Below are 13,065 nucleotides of genomic sequence, written 5' to 3'. Positions count from 1 at the left end.
ACCGCTGGTCGACCACGATCGAGACCGGCTACGAGAATGACGACTTCACCAAGAATCTGGTGACGATCCTCGCCGAGAAACGCCTCGCCCTGGCCACCTATCGCCCGGGCGCCTTCATCTACGGCGATTTCGGCCGCGAAGGCTGATCGGCTCTCCGAGAGGGCGGGCGAACCGCCCTCTTTCCTGAGCCGATAGGAGGACGACATGCCGACATACACGGTCCTGCGCCAGCATCTTGGCGAGCGCATGTATCTGGAAGGAGAGATGCGCGAGGCTGCCGAGGCCGAGGTGGCCCATCTCATCGCCGCTGGCGTGCTGCGCGCGCCAGATCCCGAGCCCGAGCCTGAGCCCGCGCCAGATCCCGCCCCCAAACCGCGCCGCGCGCGGAAGGCGGGCGACGCATGACGGCGATCCCGGTTCTGGTGACGCCGCCCGTGCGGCCGGTGGTCTCGCTGGAAGACGCCAAGACGCATCTGCAGATCGACCATGACGAGCAGGATGCAATGATCGAGGGGCTGGTGCTGGCCGCGACAGCCCATCTCGATGGCTGGCGCGGGGTGCTGGGCCGGGCGATCCTGCCCCAGACCTGGCAGGAAACCCATGTCGGGCCGGGCCCCTATCTGCTGGCCATGCCCGATGTGTCAGAGGTCACGGCCTCGGCCGGGGGCGCGGTCAGTGTCGAGCCGACCGCCCTCGGCCCCATCGTGACGCTGGCCGATCCGGTGGAGGGCGTGACGCTCAGCTATACCTGCGGGCTGCCTGCGGCGCAGCTGCGCGCGGCCGAGGTCGCGGTCAAGCTGTACCTGACGCATCTCTATTTCGGCTACGACCTGTCCCCGGCTTTCGGTGCGATGGTGGAGGCGCTGAGATGGCGCGCAGTCTGAACGCCAGATCGAGGTATCGTGCAGTGCTGACGGAAGCCGTTGCGTTCGATCGGCCATCCGGCGTTCCTGACGGATACGGCGGTACCACGATCGAGTGGGAAGAGGCGTTCGCATGCCATGCCGAATTTACCTATGCCAAGGGAGATGAGACGGTCCAGGCGGCGCGGCTGGCTGGCCGTAGCAGCTACAAGGTCAAGATCAACTCCAGCAGTCAATCGAGGCGCATCACGACTGATTGGCGGATGCGCGACACTCGGCGCGGGCAGGAATGGAACATCCGCGAAGTGGATGCGATCACCGACATGATGTGGGTTTGGCTGGTGGTTGAGGCCGACTGACCGACATGTCGCACAGGATTTCCATTGCCGTAAGATCCGGGGTTTTTGCGCAAGGAGGGCGGCGCAAATGTCGATAAGCATGAAGGTCACGGGCCTGAAGGAAATCGAGAAGGCGCTGGCGGACCTGCCGCGCAGCACATCGAAAGGCGTCGCGCGTCGGGTGATGAAGAAAGAGCTTCAACCTGTCGCAGACATGGCTAATGCGCTTTGGCCTGGAGCCGATGACGATGTTTTTCAGGTGACCCACAAGGTCTCACGCTCGCAGCCGCAGCCGCCATCCGGCCGGTCGGTTGTCAATATGGTGGTCGGCGCCCCAAGCGGACGCGACGGCAAACCGCACGCGCACCTTTTGGAGTGGGGCACTGGGCCTCGCTACCACGAAAGCGGGAAATACACCGGCTCTGTTTCGCCGCAGCCGATGCTGACGCCGGCATGGGACGCCACCAAAGACAAGGTCTTGCGCGGGCTGGCCGAGAGGTTTCGCGAGGAAATCGCCAAGACGGTGGCGCGGCGGGCGAAGCGGGCGGCGCGGCGCTGATGGAAAAATACCTTCAGGACCTTCTTTTGGCATCTGTGCCCTTCCCGGTGGCATGGGGGACTTTGGATAGCGGCGCAGGCGCCCCCTATGTCTCGATGCATCGCCTTTCCGGCCGCGCAGAATGGTCAATGGATGGACCCGGCCCGACGCGAGGCCGCATTCAGGTCGACGCGTTCGGCCGAACGTTTGCAGAGGCACAAGGCGCGGCAGACGCGGTTTTGGCGCTGCTTGATGGCCACAGTGGCGGCCCTGTCCAGGGCATGTTTCTGGATGCGGTCCGGGACGGCGCTGACGGTGCGCAGGGCACGAAAACCGTTCTGCTGCAGCGCATCTCCCTGATCTTCTCGATCACCTACGTCAAATAACCCGCCGGGATTCCGGCAATTGCAAAGGAGGTTGCCATGGCGGCGACAAAGCAACGTATTGTTCACGGCGCGACATCCAAGTGGGGCGATGCCTCGGCGGATCCTGTCGTCTACGCCAACATTCCCGAGTGCAAGGCCCTTGTCGTCCCGGTCATCGAGCCGAACTATATCGACGCGACCAGCCTTGATAGCCCGGGCGGGTTCATGGAGTACGTCAAGGGCCTCACCGATCCGGGCGAGATCGAAATTCCCTGCGGCTACACCTCGGCACTTTTCGCGACGGCGGAAGGGTATCGCGAAGACGGCACCCTTCTGTCGATCGAAACCTCGCTTCCGCTTGAGCGCGGCCAGACCACGCCCGACAAGTTCGTGTTCGAGGGCTATGTCACCCCTTCGATCCAGGGCGATGACGTGGGCGGCATCATCGGCCTCAACCTCAAGATTCGCGTGTCCGGCGCATACACCTTCACGGCGGGCTCCTGATGATCAGCGGCGTCACGATCGAAGTCGCGGGCGAGACCGAAACCCTGCGCATGTCGACCCGCGCAATGATGGCGCTGGAAGACATTTTCGGGATGGGCATGATCGATATCATGACCGGCTTTGAAAAAGGGTTCCGCGTCTCCGACATCGCCAGGATCATCGCGGAATGCGCCAACGATGGCGCGGGCGCAGATATCGCCCGCGCGCAGGTCATCATCGACACGCTGGGCGCCATTCCTGCAAGCGAGGCGATCGGTCGCGTGGCCGAGGCCGCGTTCCCGGAGGTGAAGGAAGCGGGAAACCCTCCGAAGGGCCGGGCGCCGAAAAAGGCATAGACTGGCCCGAGCTGTTCCGGGCGTGGTGCCTGTCTGGGCAGGCGCCCGGAGATTTCCAGAACGTGACGCTGCGCGAAATGCAGATCATCGCGGAATCGTCCGCACTGCGCGACCTGCGGCTGGCGTGGCAGGCGGCGCAATACGCCTGCTTTGCTTACCACAAGCCCGGCGACATGCCGCCTGAACCAACTCTGGCGCCCAAGAGCGCCGAGGCGCCAGTGAATACCCCTGTTGCCCTGGCCGAGATGCGCGGCTGGATGCAAGCGATGCACGCGAGGTCCCACCCAAATGGCGATTGAAATTGGCGTCCTGCGCGCCCTGCTGTCGCTTGACAGCGCGGCATTCGACAGCGGCGTGAAGCGAGCGCAGGCCGGTATGAACGGCCTGCAACGGTCTTTGGCGAGAACGGCCGATCGAATGAAAGAGGTCGGCCAGACGCTTTCGCTGCGGGTGACCGCCCCGATTGCAGGCGCCGGGGCACTGATCCTGAAAACCGCTGGCGACTTCGAGGCCAGCATGAACCGGGTTCGGGCCGCCCTGGGGGCGTCCGATTCCGAGTTCAATGCATTGCGCGAGGCCGCCCGGAACATGGGGGCGACCACGCAATTCACTGCGGCGGAAGCGGCCGACGCCATCGAAATCCTTGCCAAGAACGGCTTGAGCGCCTCGGAGATTCTCGGGGGCGCGCTGGAATCGTCGCTGATGCTGGCTGCGTCGTCGTCGTCCGATCTTGCGTCGGCCGGTGACCTCGCAACCGATGTTATGCTGAACTTCGGAAAGCGCGCGGAGGACCTTGGCAAGGTGACGGACCTCGTGACCGGTGCCTTGCTGCAATCGAAATTCGGCTTCGATGATTACCGGCTGGCGCTCGGGCAGGCGGGCGGCGCGGTGGCTGGCGTTGGGGTCAGCTTCGAGGACTTCAACGCCGCCATTGCCGCGACCTCGTCCAGCTTTGCATCTGGCTCCGATGCAGGCACCAGCTTCAAGAACTTCGTTCAGCGCCTGGTCCCGGTGTCCTCCACGGCAGCAGCTGAAATTCAGAACCTCGGCTTTCAGTTCTTCGACGCCGAGGGGAACATGCGATCCATGGCCGAGATCGCGCAGGAGCTTCAGGACAAGCTTTCCGGCCTGACCGAAGAGCGGCGTATGGACGTGGTGACGACGATTTTCGGCACCGACTCTGGCCGGACTGCGCTGGCCCTGATGCGCGAGGGCGCGGACGGCATCAATGAGATGAAAGCGGCCATCGACAAGGCCTCGGCCACCGAGCAGGCGAAAGCCCGCATGAAGGGCCTGAACGGGGCGCTGCGGCGCCTGAGCTCATCGTTTCAGGAATTGCAACTGACAATTGCCGACACCGGCTTGCTGGATATGGTCACAGATCTGGTGGGGCGCTTCACGAACATGGTCGGTGCGCTGGGGCAGCTGGATCCGAAATTCGTTCGCATCGGTGTGGCCATTGCCGCGGCTGCTGCCGCTCTCGGGCCGATGGCTGTCGGCGCCGGGCTCCTGGCGACGGGCCTTGCTGCCCTTGCAACACCGGTCGGGGCTATCGTCCTTGGCTTCGGCGCCATGGCCGGGGCTGCGGCCTATGCCGCGACCGAATGGGACAGCCTTAAGGAGAGGTTCCCCAAAACGACGAAGGCTTTTCAGGAAATCGCGAAATCTCTGGCGGACGCTTGGAAGGAGATTTGGGCCGCCATGACAGATGAGGGTGTTCGCGAGCGCAACAAACGGCACAACGAAGAGGTTTTTGCCGAATGGCGTAGGAACATTGAAAGCAAATACCCGGCCATTGCAGAGCTTGGAAAATCCTTGTCCCAGGCAGTCGATGGTTTCTGGGCCGCCATGACAGATGAAGGTGTCCGCGAGCGCAACAAACGGCACAACGAAGAGGTTTTTGCCGAATGGCGTAGGAACATTGAAAGCAAATACCCGGCCATTGCAGAGCTTGGAAAATCCTTGTCCCAGGCAGTCGATGGTTTCTGGGCCGCCATGACAGATGAAGGTGTCCGCGAGCGCAACAAACAGCGGAACGCGGAAATTCTGTCGGAATGGCGTGATTCTATCGTCGATGGCCTTGCCGGCGCGCGCGAGTGGTTCAACGGACTTGATCAAGCAATCATGGGGGTCGCCCGCGATGTCGTGACGTCGGCCCGGGAGATCGGCAGCAGCATCCTTGAGGGCATCAAGGCTGGCATCCTTGAGGGATGGGAGGGCCTGAAGACCTGGTTTTCCGATCAGATCAGAACCATTTTCAGCGTGCCCGGTGCGTCCGAGGCGGGACGCCTCGCGGGCCAAGGCATCGCGGAAGACCTTGGCGCTGGTCTTGCCATCGGCATGTCCGGTGCCGGTGCAGACGCAGCCGCCGCCGCAAGGGACGCAGCGAATTACATCGAGGAGGCAATCCGCGACGAATCCGAAACGCGGTCGCCTTCGCGCGCGTGGATGCGGATCGGCCGGGATCTGATGGATGGCCTCACCGGCGGGATCTCTGGCAACCTTCAAAGCGCTGCGGCAGCGGCCCGGGCGGCAGGGGCGGCAGTCACGTCAGAAGTCGGCAGCGAAGTCCAATATGCAAGCGCCAGCTTCAAGAGCTTTTTCCGGGACGTCATAAAAGGCTCTGGGGACGTTGGAGATGCGATTTCGGCACTGGCCGACCGGATGCTTGACGACCTGCTTGACCGCGCCCTCACGCCGATTTCGAACGCGCTTGGGTCGGTGTTCGAAGGCCTCTTTTCCGGGCTTTTCGCAACGGCCGGGGGCACCGGGACAGTCACGCCGATTGCTGGTCTGATTTCCAAGGGAATTGCTGGCGCCCGTGCATCAGGTGGCCCCGTCTACGGCGGGAAATCCTATCTCGTGGGAGAGATGGGGCCGGAGATTTTCACCCCCAGAATGTCAGGCCAGATCATCCCGAACGGGGCGTTCAGCGCCGGTTCGACTGGCGGGGCAGCGGGTGGAGGAACCGTGATCAACATGGGCGCAACCTATGTGACCATCAAAGGAACCACCGGCAGCCCGGCCGAGATCGAGGCCGCGATGAACCGGGTCGCTGACCGGCAGGCGAAGAAGGCCATCGGCCGGGTTGACCGTGTCAATCGGGCGAGGGGCCAATGACCGTCCCCGCGGCGGTTCAGGCCGCCACGCTCCGGCTGCGGCGGATCACTAGCAGCGTGCGCGTCCAGTCGCCCTACAGCTTCGCGCAGACCGCCTATGACTTCATGGGCGGCATGTGGGCTGCGGAAATGACGCTGAAGCATCTGGACCGACGCCAGAATGCCGAAGTTGAGGCATGGCTTGCCAGTCTCGACGGCGTGTCCAAGACCTTCCAGTTCGGCGCCATGGACTATGACGGCCCCTATGGGGTGATGTCCGCCAATCCAACCGTGTCCAGTTCGACAGCGGACCGGGTGAAAGAGTTCTGGATTGTGGTCCCGGTCGGAAGCGCGGCCGTGGTCGGGGATTATCTGACCATCGGCGGGCACCTGCATATCGTGACCAGCGCCGGGACCGTGACTGTTGCCCAGACCCAAAAGATCGGGGTTTGGCCGAGGCTCAGGGAGGCCGCGATCTTGGGCCAAACGGTCGAGATGCTTGCCCCATACGGCACCTGGGCCATCGCGAACCCGGAAACAGAGTACGAGGTGGACGGCGATCACCGCCGCACCCGCACCCTTTCCCTGATCGAGGCGCTCTGATGGACGCGAGCGGTGACCGCATTGTCGGCCTTCTGGTGCGCTGCCGGTTCGACACCGGCGACGTGAACATGTTCACCGGCTACGGCAGCGTCACCTGGGACGGCGTGACCTATCTTGGGGCCGGGCAGGCGCTGTCCATCGGAGAGGCTGGCGTCACCAGCGGCGACGACATTCCCGGCCTGACGATCACACTCTCTGGGCTCGATCCGGAAGTGATCGCGCTGGCCGAGCTGGAGGAGTTCCAGCGCCGCCGGGTCACGGTTCTGCTGGCGCTCTTCAACGATCAGGGTCAGATCGAGACGGCGGATGTGCTCTGGGACGGCATCGCCGACACGATGGACAGCGACGACAGCCCGGACGCCGCGACGACGACGCTGGGCATGGAGCCCAGAAGCATGGAGCTGGGGCGCAAGTTTCCCTTCTACTACCTGCCCGAGGATCAGCAGCGCCGTTTCCCCGGTGATCGCTTCTTCGACCTCGTCCAGGCCATCCAGAACCGGGAAGACACATGGGGGCGGCCATGAGGCCAGAAGGCTGGGAATTGCGGCTGGCGGCCGAGATCCGCGCCTGGGAAGGCCGCGCCTTCGAATGGGGCACGGCCGATTGCCTGGGCTTCTGCCGGGCGGTGGCGCGCGCCATGACGGCCGCCGATCCGATCCCGGATCTGCCAGCCTACGGGTCGGAATACACAGCCGCCAAGGTTCTGGTCGAGCTGGGCCACCGATCCGTTGAGGATCTGGTCGACGCGCATCTGCCGCGCGTGGCGGTTGCCCGGGCCCGGCGGGGCGATTGGGTGATGACGGCGGCCGAAGGGGCGATGCCTGGCGCCATGGGCGTGGTGACTGGGCGCTATGCCCTGCATCTGGGCGCGACCGGGCTGGTGCGCCGCCCGGTCCTGACAGCGGAGGCCGCATGGTGCGTCGACTGATCCTCTGCACGACTGCGCTGATCGCTCTGGCCGGGCCCGCACAGGCCATGCCCCCCGTCGTGGCGGCGCTTGGCGCGGCGGCCGGCGGGTGGGTCGCAGGCCTGACCGCGACCGCGATCCTCGGGCAGGCCGCCCTGGCCTTCGCGCTGACCGGCATCCAGATGGCGATGCAAAAAAAGCCGAAGGTCAGCACCCGCGACGAGATCACGCTGAACAAGATCCAACCGGTCACCACCGGGCTGATCCTTTACGGCGAGCGCACCCTTGGCGGGTCCATCGTCGCCCGCTCGACCACCAGTTTCGATGGCAAGCCGCATCTGCGCTACCACAGTGCCATGCCGCTCGCCTGCCACGAGATCGACGGCGCGGTCGAAATCTGGCTGGGCGAAACGAAGGTCTGGACCGAGGCGCAATATCTGGCGGACGCCGCAGCCGGGACTGGCGACCCCTATCTCTGGGGCCAGATCGCCAGCGACTACAAGGGCAGGATCTATCTCAAGGTCCATAACGGATCGGACGATCAGGTCGCAGATACGGCTTATGCGGCGGCGGCCTCGGAATGGACGGCCGATCACCGCGGGCGTGGCATCGCCTGGGTTTACTTCGCGGCGAACTACGACCGCGACCTGTTCCCCAGCGGGGCACCCCAGATCCGGGTCCGGGCGCGTGGCAAGCGCGTCTATGACCCGCGCGAGTGGGTCTCGGCGGCTCTGGCGACGGACACCGCTGTCACGACCAGCGATCTCTGGGCGGGCTATGATGGCGGGGCCATCGGCAAGGCCTCAGGCGCCAGTTATCCTCTTGGAGAGTCCGCCGCGGACTGGAATGGCGGGGCCATCGCCGCGCGGTTCTATTTCAGCCGCCTTTACCCCGCCGGTGACCTGCCGGAAGCGGGGCTCTCGCCGGACCTCATAGCCGCGGACGGCGATGAGGTCGACTACATGGATCTGACCATCGACGATGATTTGTTCGCGGCCTTCGATGTCTCGTTCCCGGCCGCGCCCGAGGGCGTGATCTGGGAGCAGGGCGGCTCGGGCTATGGCGCCTATCTGGGCGTGACCGGCAGCGATCTTGTCTTCCGCGCTTTCTCCGGAGCCACGTCCGGGGCCGAAATCGCCCGGGCAACCGTGCCGGTTTCGGAATTCGCCGGGCGCAGCGGCACAATCTATGTCGAGATCAACATGGCCGACAAGTCGGTCGCGATCTGGTTCCGGGGGAGGCGCTATTCCACGAACCCGGCGCTCTGCCTGCGCGACTACATGCTGACCCCGCAGCTTCGGGGCGGGCCGGGCTGGACCGAGGATGACCTTGACGGCGATGCGCTTATCGCGCTGGCGAACATCAGCGAAGAACAAGTCGCGCTGGCCGACAACTCGACCGAGGATCGCTATGCCTTCAACGGCGTGCTCGACACGTCCGCCACGGCGGCCGAGAACCTCACCGACCTTTCCAGCGCCTGGGGCGGGTGGTGGTCCTATGAGCGCGGCAAGCTGTCTGTCGGCGGCGCCGCCTGGGAAGAACCGGCCTTCACGGTGACCGAGGACATGCTTGTCGCCGGGATCAGGGTCACGGCGCGGCGCCCCTTCGAGGAGCAGTTCAACACCGTCAAGGCGCAGTTCGCAGACCCGGAATCTGAGCATGTGGTGACCGACTTGCCGGTGCTCGATAGCGAGGCCTATCGGATCGCAGACAACGGCGAGACGCTGGTGCGCGACCTGGGCGAGCTGCCGGGCGAGACCGGGCATGCGCGGGGCCAGAGGCTGATGAAGCTGGCGCTTCTGAAAGGGCGGCGGCAGAAACAGGTGGTGCTGCCCTGCAGCCTCGCGGCCTGGGGCGTTCGGCTGGGCGACAACATCAACGTCACGATCCCGCGCCGGGGCTGGACCGACAAGCAGTTCGAGGTCACCGGGCGCACCGTGCAGATTGGCCCGGATGGCGTTTCCGTCACGCTGACCTGCATCGAGACCGGTCCCGCCATCTTCGACTGGCGGACATCCGAAGAGACGCCGAAGCCTGCGGGCGGCGTGCCGACCCTGGCATCACCCACAACCAAGCCTGTGGTTTCGGCGCCGACGATGACCGAGGAACTGTACGAGACGCGCGGCGGCGGCGGGGTCAAGACCCGGGTTCGGCTCGCGGCCACGACCGATAACCCCTTCATCGACGCGTGGCAGTTCTCATGGCGGCTGGTTTCAGATGGAGCCGCGACGGTGCGCGGCATCACGGATGTTGCCGAGGACCTGATCGATGACATGGCCATCGGCACCTATGTCTTCGGCGCGCGCGGGCGCAACACGCGCGGCATGTGGTCGGATTGGGTCTATGCTGGCGCCGCCGCCGTGCTGGGCGAGAACGCGCCGCCGGTCGCGATCACCGGTCTTTCGGGCCAGTCCGCAGGCGGGGCCGTGGCGATGCTGCGCTGGGACCGGCACCCGTCGCTCGACGTGCAGCAGGGCGGCCGGATCGAGTTCCGGCACTCGGCCGAGCTGGCAGGCGCCACCTGGCAAAGCTCGGTGGTGATCGGCAAGGCGGTCTCTGGCGGGGTCACCGAGGCGACCCTGCCGCTGAAAACCGGAAGCTATCTCGCGCGGCCCTATGATGCGAAGGACAACCCGGGGCCGGTGACTTCGGTCGCGCTTCGTGCCGCTTCTCTGGTGCCGATGGCCGAGGTCGCCTCCCGGATCGAGGCGCCGGATTTCACCGGGACAAAATCAGCCTGCACCGCGACTGGCGGCGTCCTGTCGAACGACGCGGGCACGACCTCGGCGCTCTACTACTTCTCGTCCACCATCAACCTCGGCACGGCCGGGCCGGTGCGATTTGTGAGCGACGTCGAGGTGCTGATCGAGGAGCGGCAGGACCTGATGTTCAGCCCGGGCACGGCCGCTTTCTGGACGCCGCCTGACGGTCTGTTCTGGCAGGGCGGGGCAGACGCCTATGGCGATCTCGACACTCAGGTCCGGCTTTATGACGACGGCACCGCGACCTGGGGCCCCTGGCAAAGCTTCGACGCGGCCGAGTTCGACGGCCGTCTCTTCCAGTTCCGTGCGGCCCTGAGCGTCGAGAGCATTGCCTATGCGCTGCGCGTCACCCGCCTTTCCGTCTTCGCCTATCGCGCGCCCTAACCCACGAGGAGCCCATGACACAGGCCACCTATATTCCGAACATCACCCACACCAAGGCGCAGGCCTTCGCCTTCTTCCAGGGCATGTGCGCCGCCGCCGCGTCGAACAATGCAGGGGCGGCCGCGCCGTCCGAGACGTGGCCCGGCATGCTCTGGGTCGATACTACCGCCAAGGCGCTCAAGATGCGGAACGAGGCCAACAGCGCGTGGATCACGCTTGGCAGCTATGCGACGGGCGGTTTCACCCCGGCTGGCGTGGCGCAGCTGACCGCAGCCCAAGCGGGCGATCCGCTGTCGACGGTCTTCGGCATGGTTTCCGGTCAGGTTCTGGCCGCGTCGGTTGGCGGCGATATCGAGAGCCTTGCCGAAGGCGCCACCGGCGCTCCGAAGATCCAGCCTCGGGCAATGGATCAGTCCAATTACCTCGGGCGGTTCATCGGGACCGGTAGCCCGGTGACCATCAACCTGTTGGGGCTGATCAACCCCAGAGTGGTCCGCTTCGACATCGCCTGTGGCGCCTCCAACCCCTCTCCCGGTTTCACGTTCGCCATATCCAACGCGGCGTCTCAAAGCACCGGGTACCTGAACCCAATCACTTCGGGTTCCTATACTTTCACGAACCCCATGCAGGGCTTCGCCACTCTCTACGTGGATTTCGTAAGCGGTGAATGGCTTTGCGCCTCCAACTTCGGGGGCGGCCACGGGGTCGCCACCCCGGCTTACGCGCCTTTCCAAAACATCAGCTTCCGGGGTGCTGGCACACAGGGCGCTTACCTCTATGTCGCGGCACACTCAATCACGGGCCGGACATGACCGACGCCGATCTCTTGCACCGCCAGATCTACGGCCCCCCCGAGAGCGAAAGCCTGCGCAAACATGGCGGCCAGCAGCGCCTGATGGGCGCGGTCTTCATCGGGATCGGGCTGGCCTTCATCATCGGCGGGCTGGCATCGACGGCCGATGTGATGGCGCCAGAGCTTTACGGCGACCGGATCACCCGGTGGCCCGCCGAAGCTTGGGGCGCGATGGTGGCGGTCTCGGCCGCGCTGTACCGCCTTGGCATCGCGATCAACGGGCGCTGGCGCTGGTCCCCGGCGATCCGCACCTCAGGGTCGGCAGCGCAAGTTTCGATCACGCTGGCGATCATCGTCGGGTGCTGGGGTACTCCGTTCGGCCTGCCATGGGCGCTGGCTGCGGCGCCGCTCTGTGCCGCGTGGATATAGTGTTTCTGGCTGGCTCTGGGGGACCTCAGCCGCGCGGTCTGGGGGTATGACGATGACTGACCCGGTGACAGAGGTAATCCAGGAGGCCCACCGAATCGGCGGTGTCCAAGGCATGGTTCTGGCGGCCTTCACCGCGCTGGGGACGGTTGCTGCGGCCTATCTGCGGTGGGGGCCGCGCCCGTCGCGCGATCACGCCGAGAGCGCCATCGCCGCCAGCCTCGCCCGGATCGAAAGGACCGGGGAAGAGACGAGCAAGAAGGTCGACAAGCTGCGCGAAGAGCTTGCCGACACGAAAGAGCGGGTGGCCCGGCTGGAAGGCCGCGCCGAGCGCTAATCAAGCGCCGCTTGAGTATGGCGCCGTGACTGGCGCCGAAATCAACCATCCCTGACATAGCCCAAGGAGGGCGAAATGCTGAACTTCATCCTGAAGTCTCTTCCTGCGTTGATTCCGAACTGGCGGGCCGTGCTCTGGAAATCGCACTCGATGCGCGCGCTGATCCTCGGCGTGATCTGGACGGGCCTCGTCTCGATCATCGCCATGCTGCCCTGGCTGCCGATCCCGCCCATGCTGGTCGCCTGGGTCTATCTCGGGCTGCTGGCCTATGGCGCTGTCGGTCGGCTTCTGGCGCAGGGGATCGGCGATGAATAAGATCCTGCTTGCCGTCGCCGGTCTGGTGCTGATCGCCGTCTTCGCCTTCCCTCAACCCCAGCCCGATATCGGAATTCCGACCTCGGCCCCGGAAAGCGCCCGGACGCAGGAGGCCCGCGCGCTGGCGCTGGCCGTGCCGCTGATCGCGAAATGGGAAGGCAAGCGGAACGAGGCCTATCAGGATCTCGTCGGCGTCTGGACGATCTGCTACGGCCACACGCGCACCGCGCGGCCGGGCATGGTTCTGTCGGATGCGGACTGCGAGGCCCTGCTGCGCGCCGAGGTGCGGGACTATCGCGCCCGGCTTCTGCCCCACTTCTCGGCCGACACCCGGGCCCGGCGATTGCCGCCGCCCCGCGATGCCGCGTTCACCAGCCTTGCCTTCAACGTCGGCGTGGCCAGCGCGGGCCGATCCACCGCGACCCGGCGTCTGAACGCGGGCGACGTGCCGGGCGCCTGCGAGGCCCTGACCTGGTGGAACAAGGCGGGCGGGCGCG

18 protein-coding genes are annotated in these 13,065 nt (G+C 65.4%); all 18 read left to right on the top strand.

What is annotated here, in order from left to right:
* The first annotated feature begins 204 nt into the window (after positions 1–204).
* Positions 205–405, top strand: coding sequence for a hypothetical protein (locus BYZ73_RS19920; protein WP_112317395.1), 201 nt, complete (start codon positions 205–207; stop codon positions 403–405).
* Positions 402–884 (top strand): head-tail connector protein, encoded by a 483-nt coding sequence (locus BYZ73_RS19915; protein ID WP_112317394.1) that lies wholly within the window; start codon positions 402–404, stop codon positions 882–884. Before BYZ73_RS19920 ends, BYZ73_RS19915 begins: the two co-directional genes overlap by 4 nt.
* Complete coding sequence (locus BYZ73_RS19910; RefSeq protein ID WP_112317393.1) at positions 869–1,222, top strand: phage head completion protein; 354 nt, start codon at positions 869–871, stop codon at positions 1,220–1,222. Before BYZ73_RS19915 ends, BYZ73_RS19910 begins: the two co-directional genes overlap by 16 nt.
* Before the next feature lie 79 nt (positions 1,223–1,301).
* Complete coding sequence (locus BYZ73_RS19905; protein WP_245943246.1) at positions 1,302–1,760, top strand: HK97-gp10 family putative phage morphogenesis protein; 459 nt, start codon at positions 1,302–1,304, stop codon at positions 1,758–1,760.
* Positions 1,760–2,125, top strand: a complete 366-nt coding sequence (locus BYZ73_RS19900) for a gp17 family tail completion protein (RefSeq protein ID WP_181498127.1) — start codon at positions 1,760–1,762, stop codon at positions 2,123–2,125. The genes BYZ73_RS19905 and BYZ73_RS19900 overlap by 1 nt, the downstream gene beginning before the upstream one ends.
* Positions 2,126–2,161: 36 nt before the next feature.
* Positions 2,162–2,608, top strand: coding sequence for a phage tail protein (locus tag BYZ73_RS19895; RefSeq protein WP_112317390.1), 447 nt, complete (start codon positions 2,162–2,164; stop codon positions 2,606–2,608).
* Positions 2,608–2,943, top strand: a complete 336-nt coding sequence (locus tag BYZ73_RS19890; protein ID WP_112317389.1) for a GTA-gp10 family protein — start codon at positions 2,608–2,610, stop codon at positions 2,941–2,943. Before BYZ73_RS19895 ends, BYZ73_RS19890 begins: the two co-directional genes overlap by 1 nt.
* A gap of 62 nt (positions 2,944–3,005) precedes the next feature.
* Positions 3,006–3,242: a hypothetical protein gene (locus BYZ73_RS19885; RefSeq protein WP_146746357.1), complete on the top strand. Its 237-nt coding sequence runs from the start codon at positions 3,006–3,008 to the stop codon at positions 3,240–3,242.
* The gene (locus tag BYZ73_RS19880) at positions 3,232–6,063 is read left to right on the top strand and encodes a phage tail tape measure protein (RefSeq protein ID WP_112317387.1); all 2,832 of its coding nucleotides are present in this window, start codon (positions 3,232–3,234) and stop codon (positions 6,061–6,063) included. The genes BYZ73_RS19885 and BYZ73_RS19880 overlap by 11 nt, the downstream gene beginning before the upstream one ends.
* Positions 6,060–6,644: a hypothetical protein gene (locus BYZ73_RS19875; RefSeq protein WP_112317386.1), complete on the top strand. Its 585-nt coding sequence runs from the start codon at positions 6,060–6,062 to the stop codon at positions 6,642–6,644. The genes BYZ73_RS19880 and BYZ73_RS19875 overlap by 4 nt, the downstream gene beginning before the upstream one ends.
* Entirely contained in the window at positions 6,644–7,168 is a 525-nt protein-coding gene (locus tag BYZ73_RS19870) for a hypothetical protein (protein ID WP_112317385.1), read from the top strand. The genes BYZ73_RS19875 and BYZ73_RS19870 overlap by 1 nt, the downstream gene beginning before the upstream one ends.
* Positions 7,165–7,572 carry a DUF6950 family protein gene (locus BYZ73_RS19865; protein ID WP_146746356.1) on the top strand — a complete coding sequence of 136 codons (408 nt, stop codon included), beginning with the start codon at positions 7,165–7,167 and terminating at the stop codon, positions 7,570–7,572. Before BYZ73_RS19870 ends, BYZ73_RS19865 begins: the two co-directional genes overlap by 4 nt.
* Complete coding sequence (locus BYZ73_RS19860; protein ID WP_112317383.1) at positions 7,557–10,697, top strand: phage tail protein; 3,141 nt, start codon at positions 7,557–7,559, stop codon at positions 10,695–10,697. Before BYZ73_RS19865 ends, BYZ73_RS19860 begins: the two co-directional genes overlap by 16 nt.
* Before the next feature lie 14 nt (positions 10,698–10,711).
* Positions 10,712–11,509 carry a hypothetical protein gene (locus tag BYZ73_RS19855; protein ID WP_112317382.1) on the top strand — a complete coding sequence of 266 codons (798 nt, stop codon included), beginning with the start codon at positions 10,712–10,714 and terminating at the stop codon, positions 11,507–11,509.
* Positions 11,506–11,919, top strand: coding sequence for a hypothetical protein (locus BYZ73_RS19850; protein ID WP_112317381.1), 414 nt, complete (start codon positions 11,506–11,508; stop codon positions 11,917–11,919). The genes BYZ73_RS19855 and BYZ73_RS19850 overlap by 4 nt, the downstream gene beginning before the upstream one ends.
* A gap of 64 nt (positions 11,920–11,983) precedes the next feature.
* Positions 11,984–12,253, top strand: a complete 270-nt coding sequence (locus BYZ73_RS19845) for a hypothetical protein (RefSeq protein ID WP_181498126.1) — start codon at positions 11,984–11,986, stop codon at positions 12,251–12,253.
* Between the two features lie 75 nt (positions 12,254–12,328).
* Positions 12,329–12,568, top strand: coding sequence for a DUF7940 domain-containing protein (locus BYZ73_RS19840; RefSeq protein ID WP_112317379.1), 240 nt, complete (start codon positions 12,329–12,331; stop codon positions 12,566–12,568).
* Positions 12,561–13,065 (top strand): lysozyme (locus BYZ73_RS19835; protein ID WP_181498125.1); only part of this gene is annotated, 505 nt, incomplete at its 3' end. The genes BYZ73_RS19840 and BYZ73_RS19835, both read left to right, overlap by 8 nt.

This window comes from Rhodovulum viride (assembly GCF_003265965.1).
Taxonomy (GTDB): domain Bacteria; phylum Pseudomonadota; class Alphaproteobacteria; order Rhodobacterales; family Rhodobacteraceae; genus Rhodovulum; species Rhodovulum kholense.
The sequence above is the reverse complement of the archived record's forward strand: the minus strand, read 5'-3'. Positions and strand labels throughout refer to the sequence as shown.

What these genes read in the sequence shown, in the direction of transcription:
- BYZ73_RS19860 (WP_112317383.1), top strand. Translation starts at nt 7,557, where the DNA reads ATGGTGCGTCGACTGATCCTCTGCACGACTGCGCTGATCGCTCTGGCC.
- BYZ73_RS19895 (WP_112317390.1), top strand. Translation starts at nt 2,162, where the DNA reads ATGGCGGCGACAAAGCAACGTATTGTTCACGGCGCGACATCCAAGTGG.
- BYZ73_RS19850 (WP_112317381.1), top strand. Translation starts at nt 11,506, where the DNA reads ATGACCGACGCCGATCTCTTGCACCGCCAGATCTACGGCCCCCCCGAG.
- BYZ73_RS19890 (WP_112317389.1), top strand. Translation starts at nt 2,608, where the DNA reads ATGATCAGCGGCGTCACGATCGAAGTCGCGGGCGAGACCGAAACCCTG.
- BYZ73_RS19855 (WP_112317382.1), top strand. Translation starts at nt 10,712, where the DNA reads ATGACACAGGCCACCTATATTCCGAACATCACCCACACCAAGGCGCAG.
- BYZ73_RS19920 (WP_112317395.1), top strand. Translation starts at nt 205, where the DNA reads ATGCCGACATACACGGTCCTGCGCCAGCATCTTGGCGAGCGCATGTAT.
- BYZ73_RS19915 (WP_112317394.1), top strand. Translation starts at nt 402, where the DNA reads ATGACGGCGATCCCGGTTCTGGTGACGCCGCCCGTGCGGCCGGTGGTC.
- BYZ73_RS19865 (WP_146746356.1), top strand. Translation starts at nt 7,165, where the DNA reads ATGAGGCCAGAAGGCTGGGAATTGCGGCTGGCGGCCGAGATCCGCGCC.
- BYZ73_RS19880 (WP_112317387.1), top strand. Translation starts at nt 3,232, where the DNA reads ATGGCGATTGAAATTGGCGTCCTGCGCGCCCTGCTGTCGCTTGACAGC.
- BYZ73_RS19905 (WP_245943246.1), top strand. Translation starts at nt 1,302, where the DNA reads ATGAAGGTCACGGGCCTGAAGGAAATCGAGAAGGCGCTGGCGGACCTG.
- BYZ73_RS19875 (WP_112317386.1), top strand. Translation starts at nt 6,060, where the DNA reads ATGACCGTCCCCGCGGCGGTTCAGGCCGCCACGCTCCGGCTGCGGCGG.
- BYZ73_RS19870 (WP_112317385.1), top strand. Translation starts at nt 6,644, where the DNA reads ATGGACGCGAGCGGTGACCGCATTGTCGGCCTTCTGGTGCGCTGCCGG.
- BYZ73_RS19910 (WP_112317393.1), top strand. Translation starts at nt 869, where the DNA reads ATGGCGCGCAGTCTGAACGCCAGATCGAGGTATCGTGCAGTGCTGACG.
- BYZ73_RS19840 (WP_112317379.1), top strand. Translation starts at nt 12,329, where the DNA reads ATGCTGAACTTCATCCTGAAGTCTCTTCCTGCGTTGATTCCGAACTGG.
- BYZ73_RS19900 (WP_181498127.1), top strand. Translation starts at nt 1,760, where the DNA reads ATGGAAAAATACCTTCAGGACCTTCTTTTGGCATCTGTGCCCTTCCCG.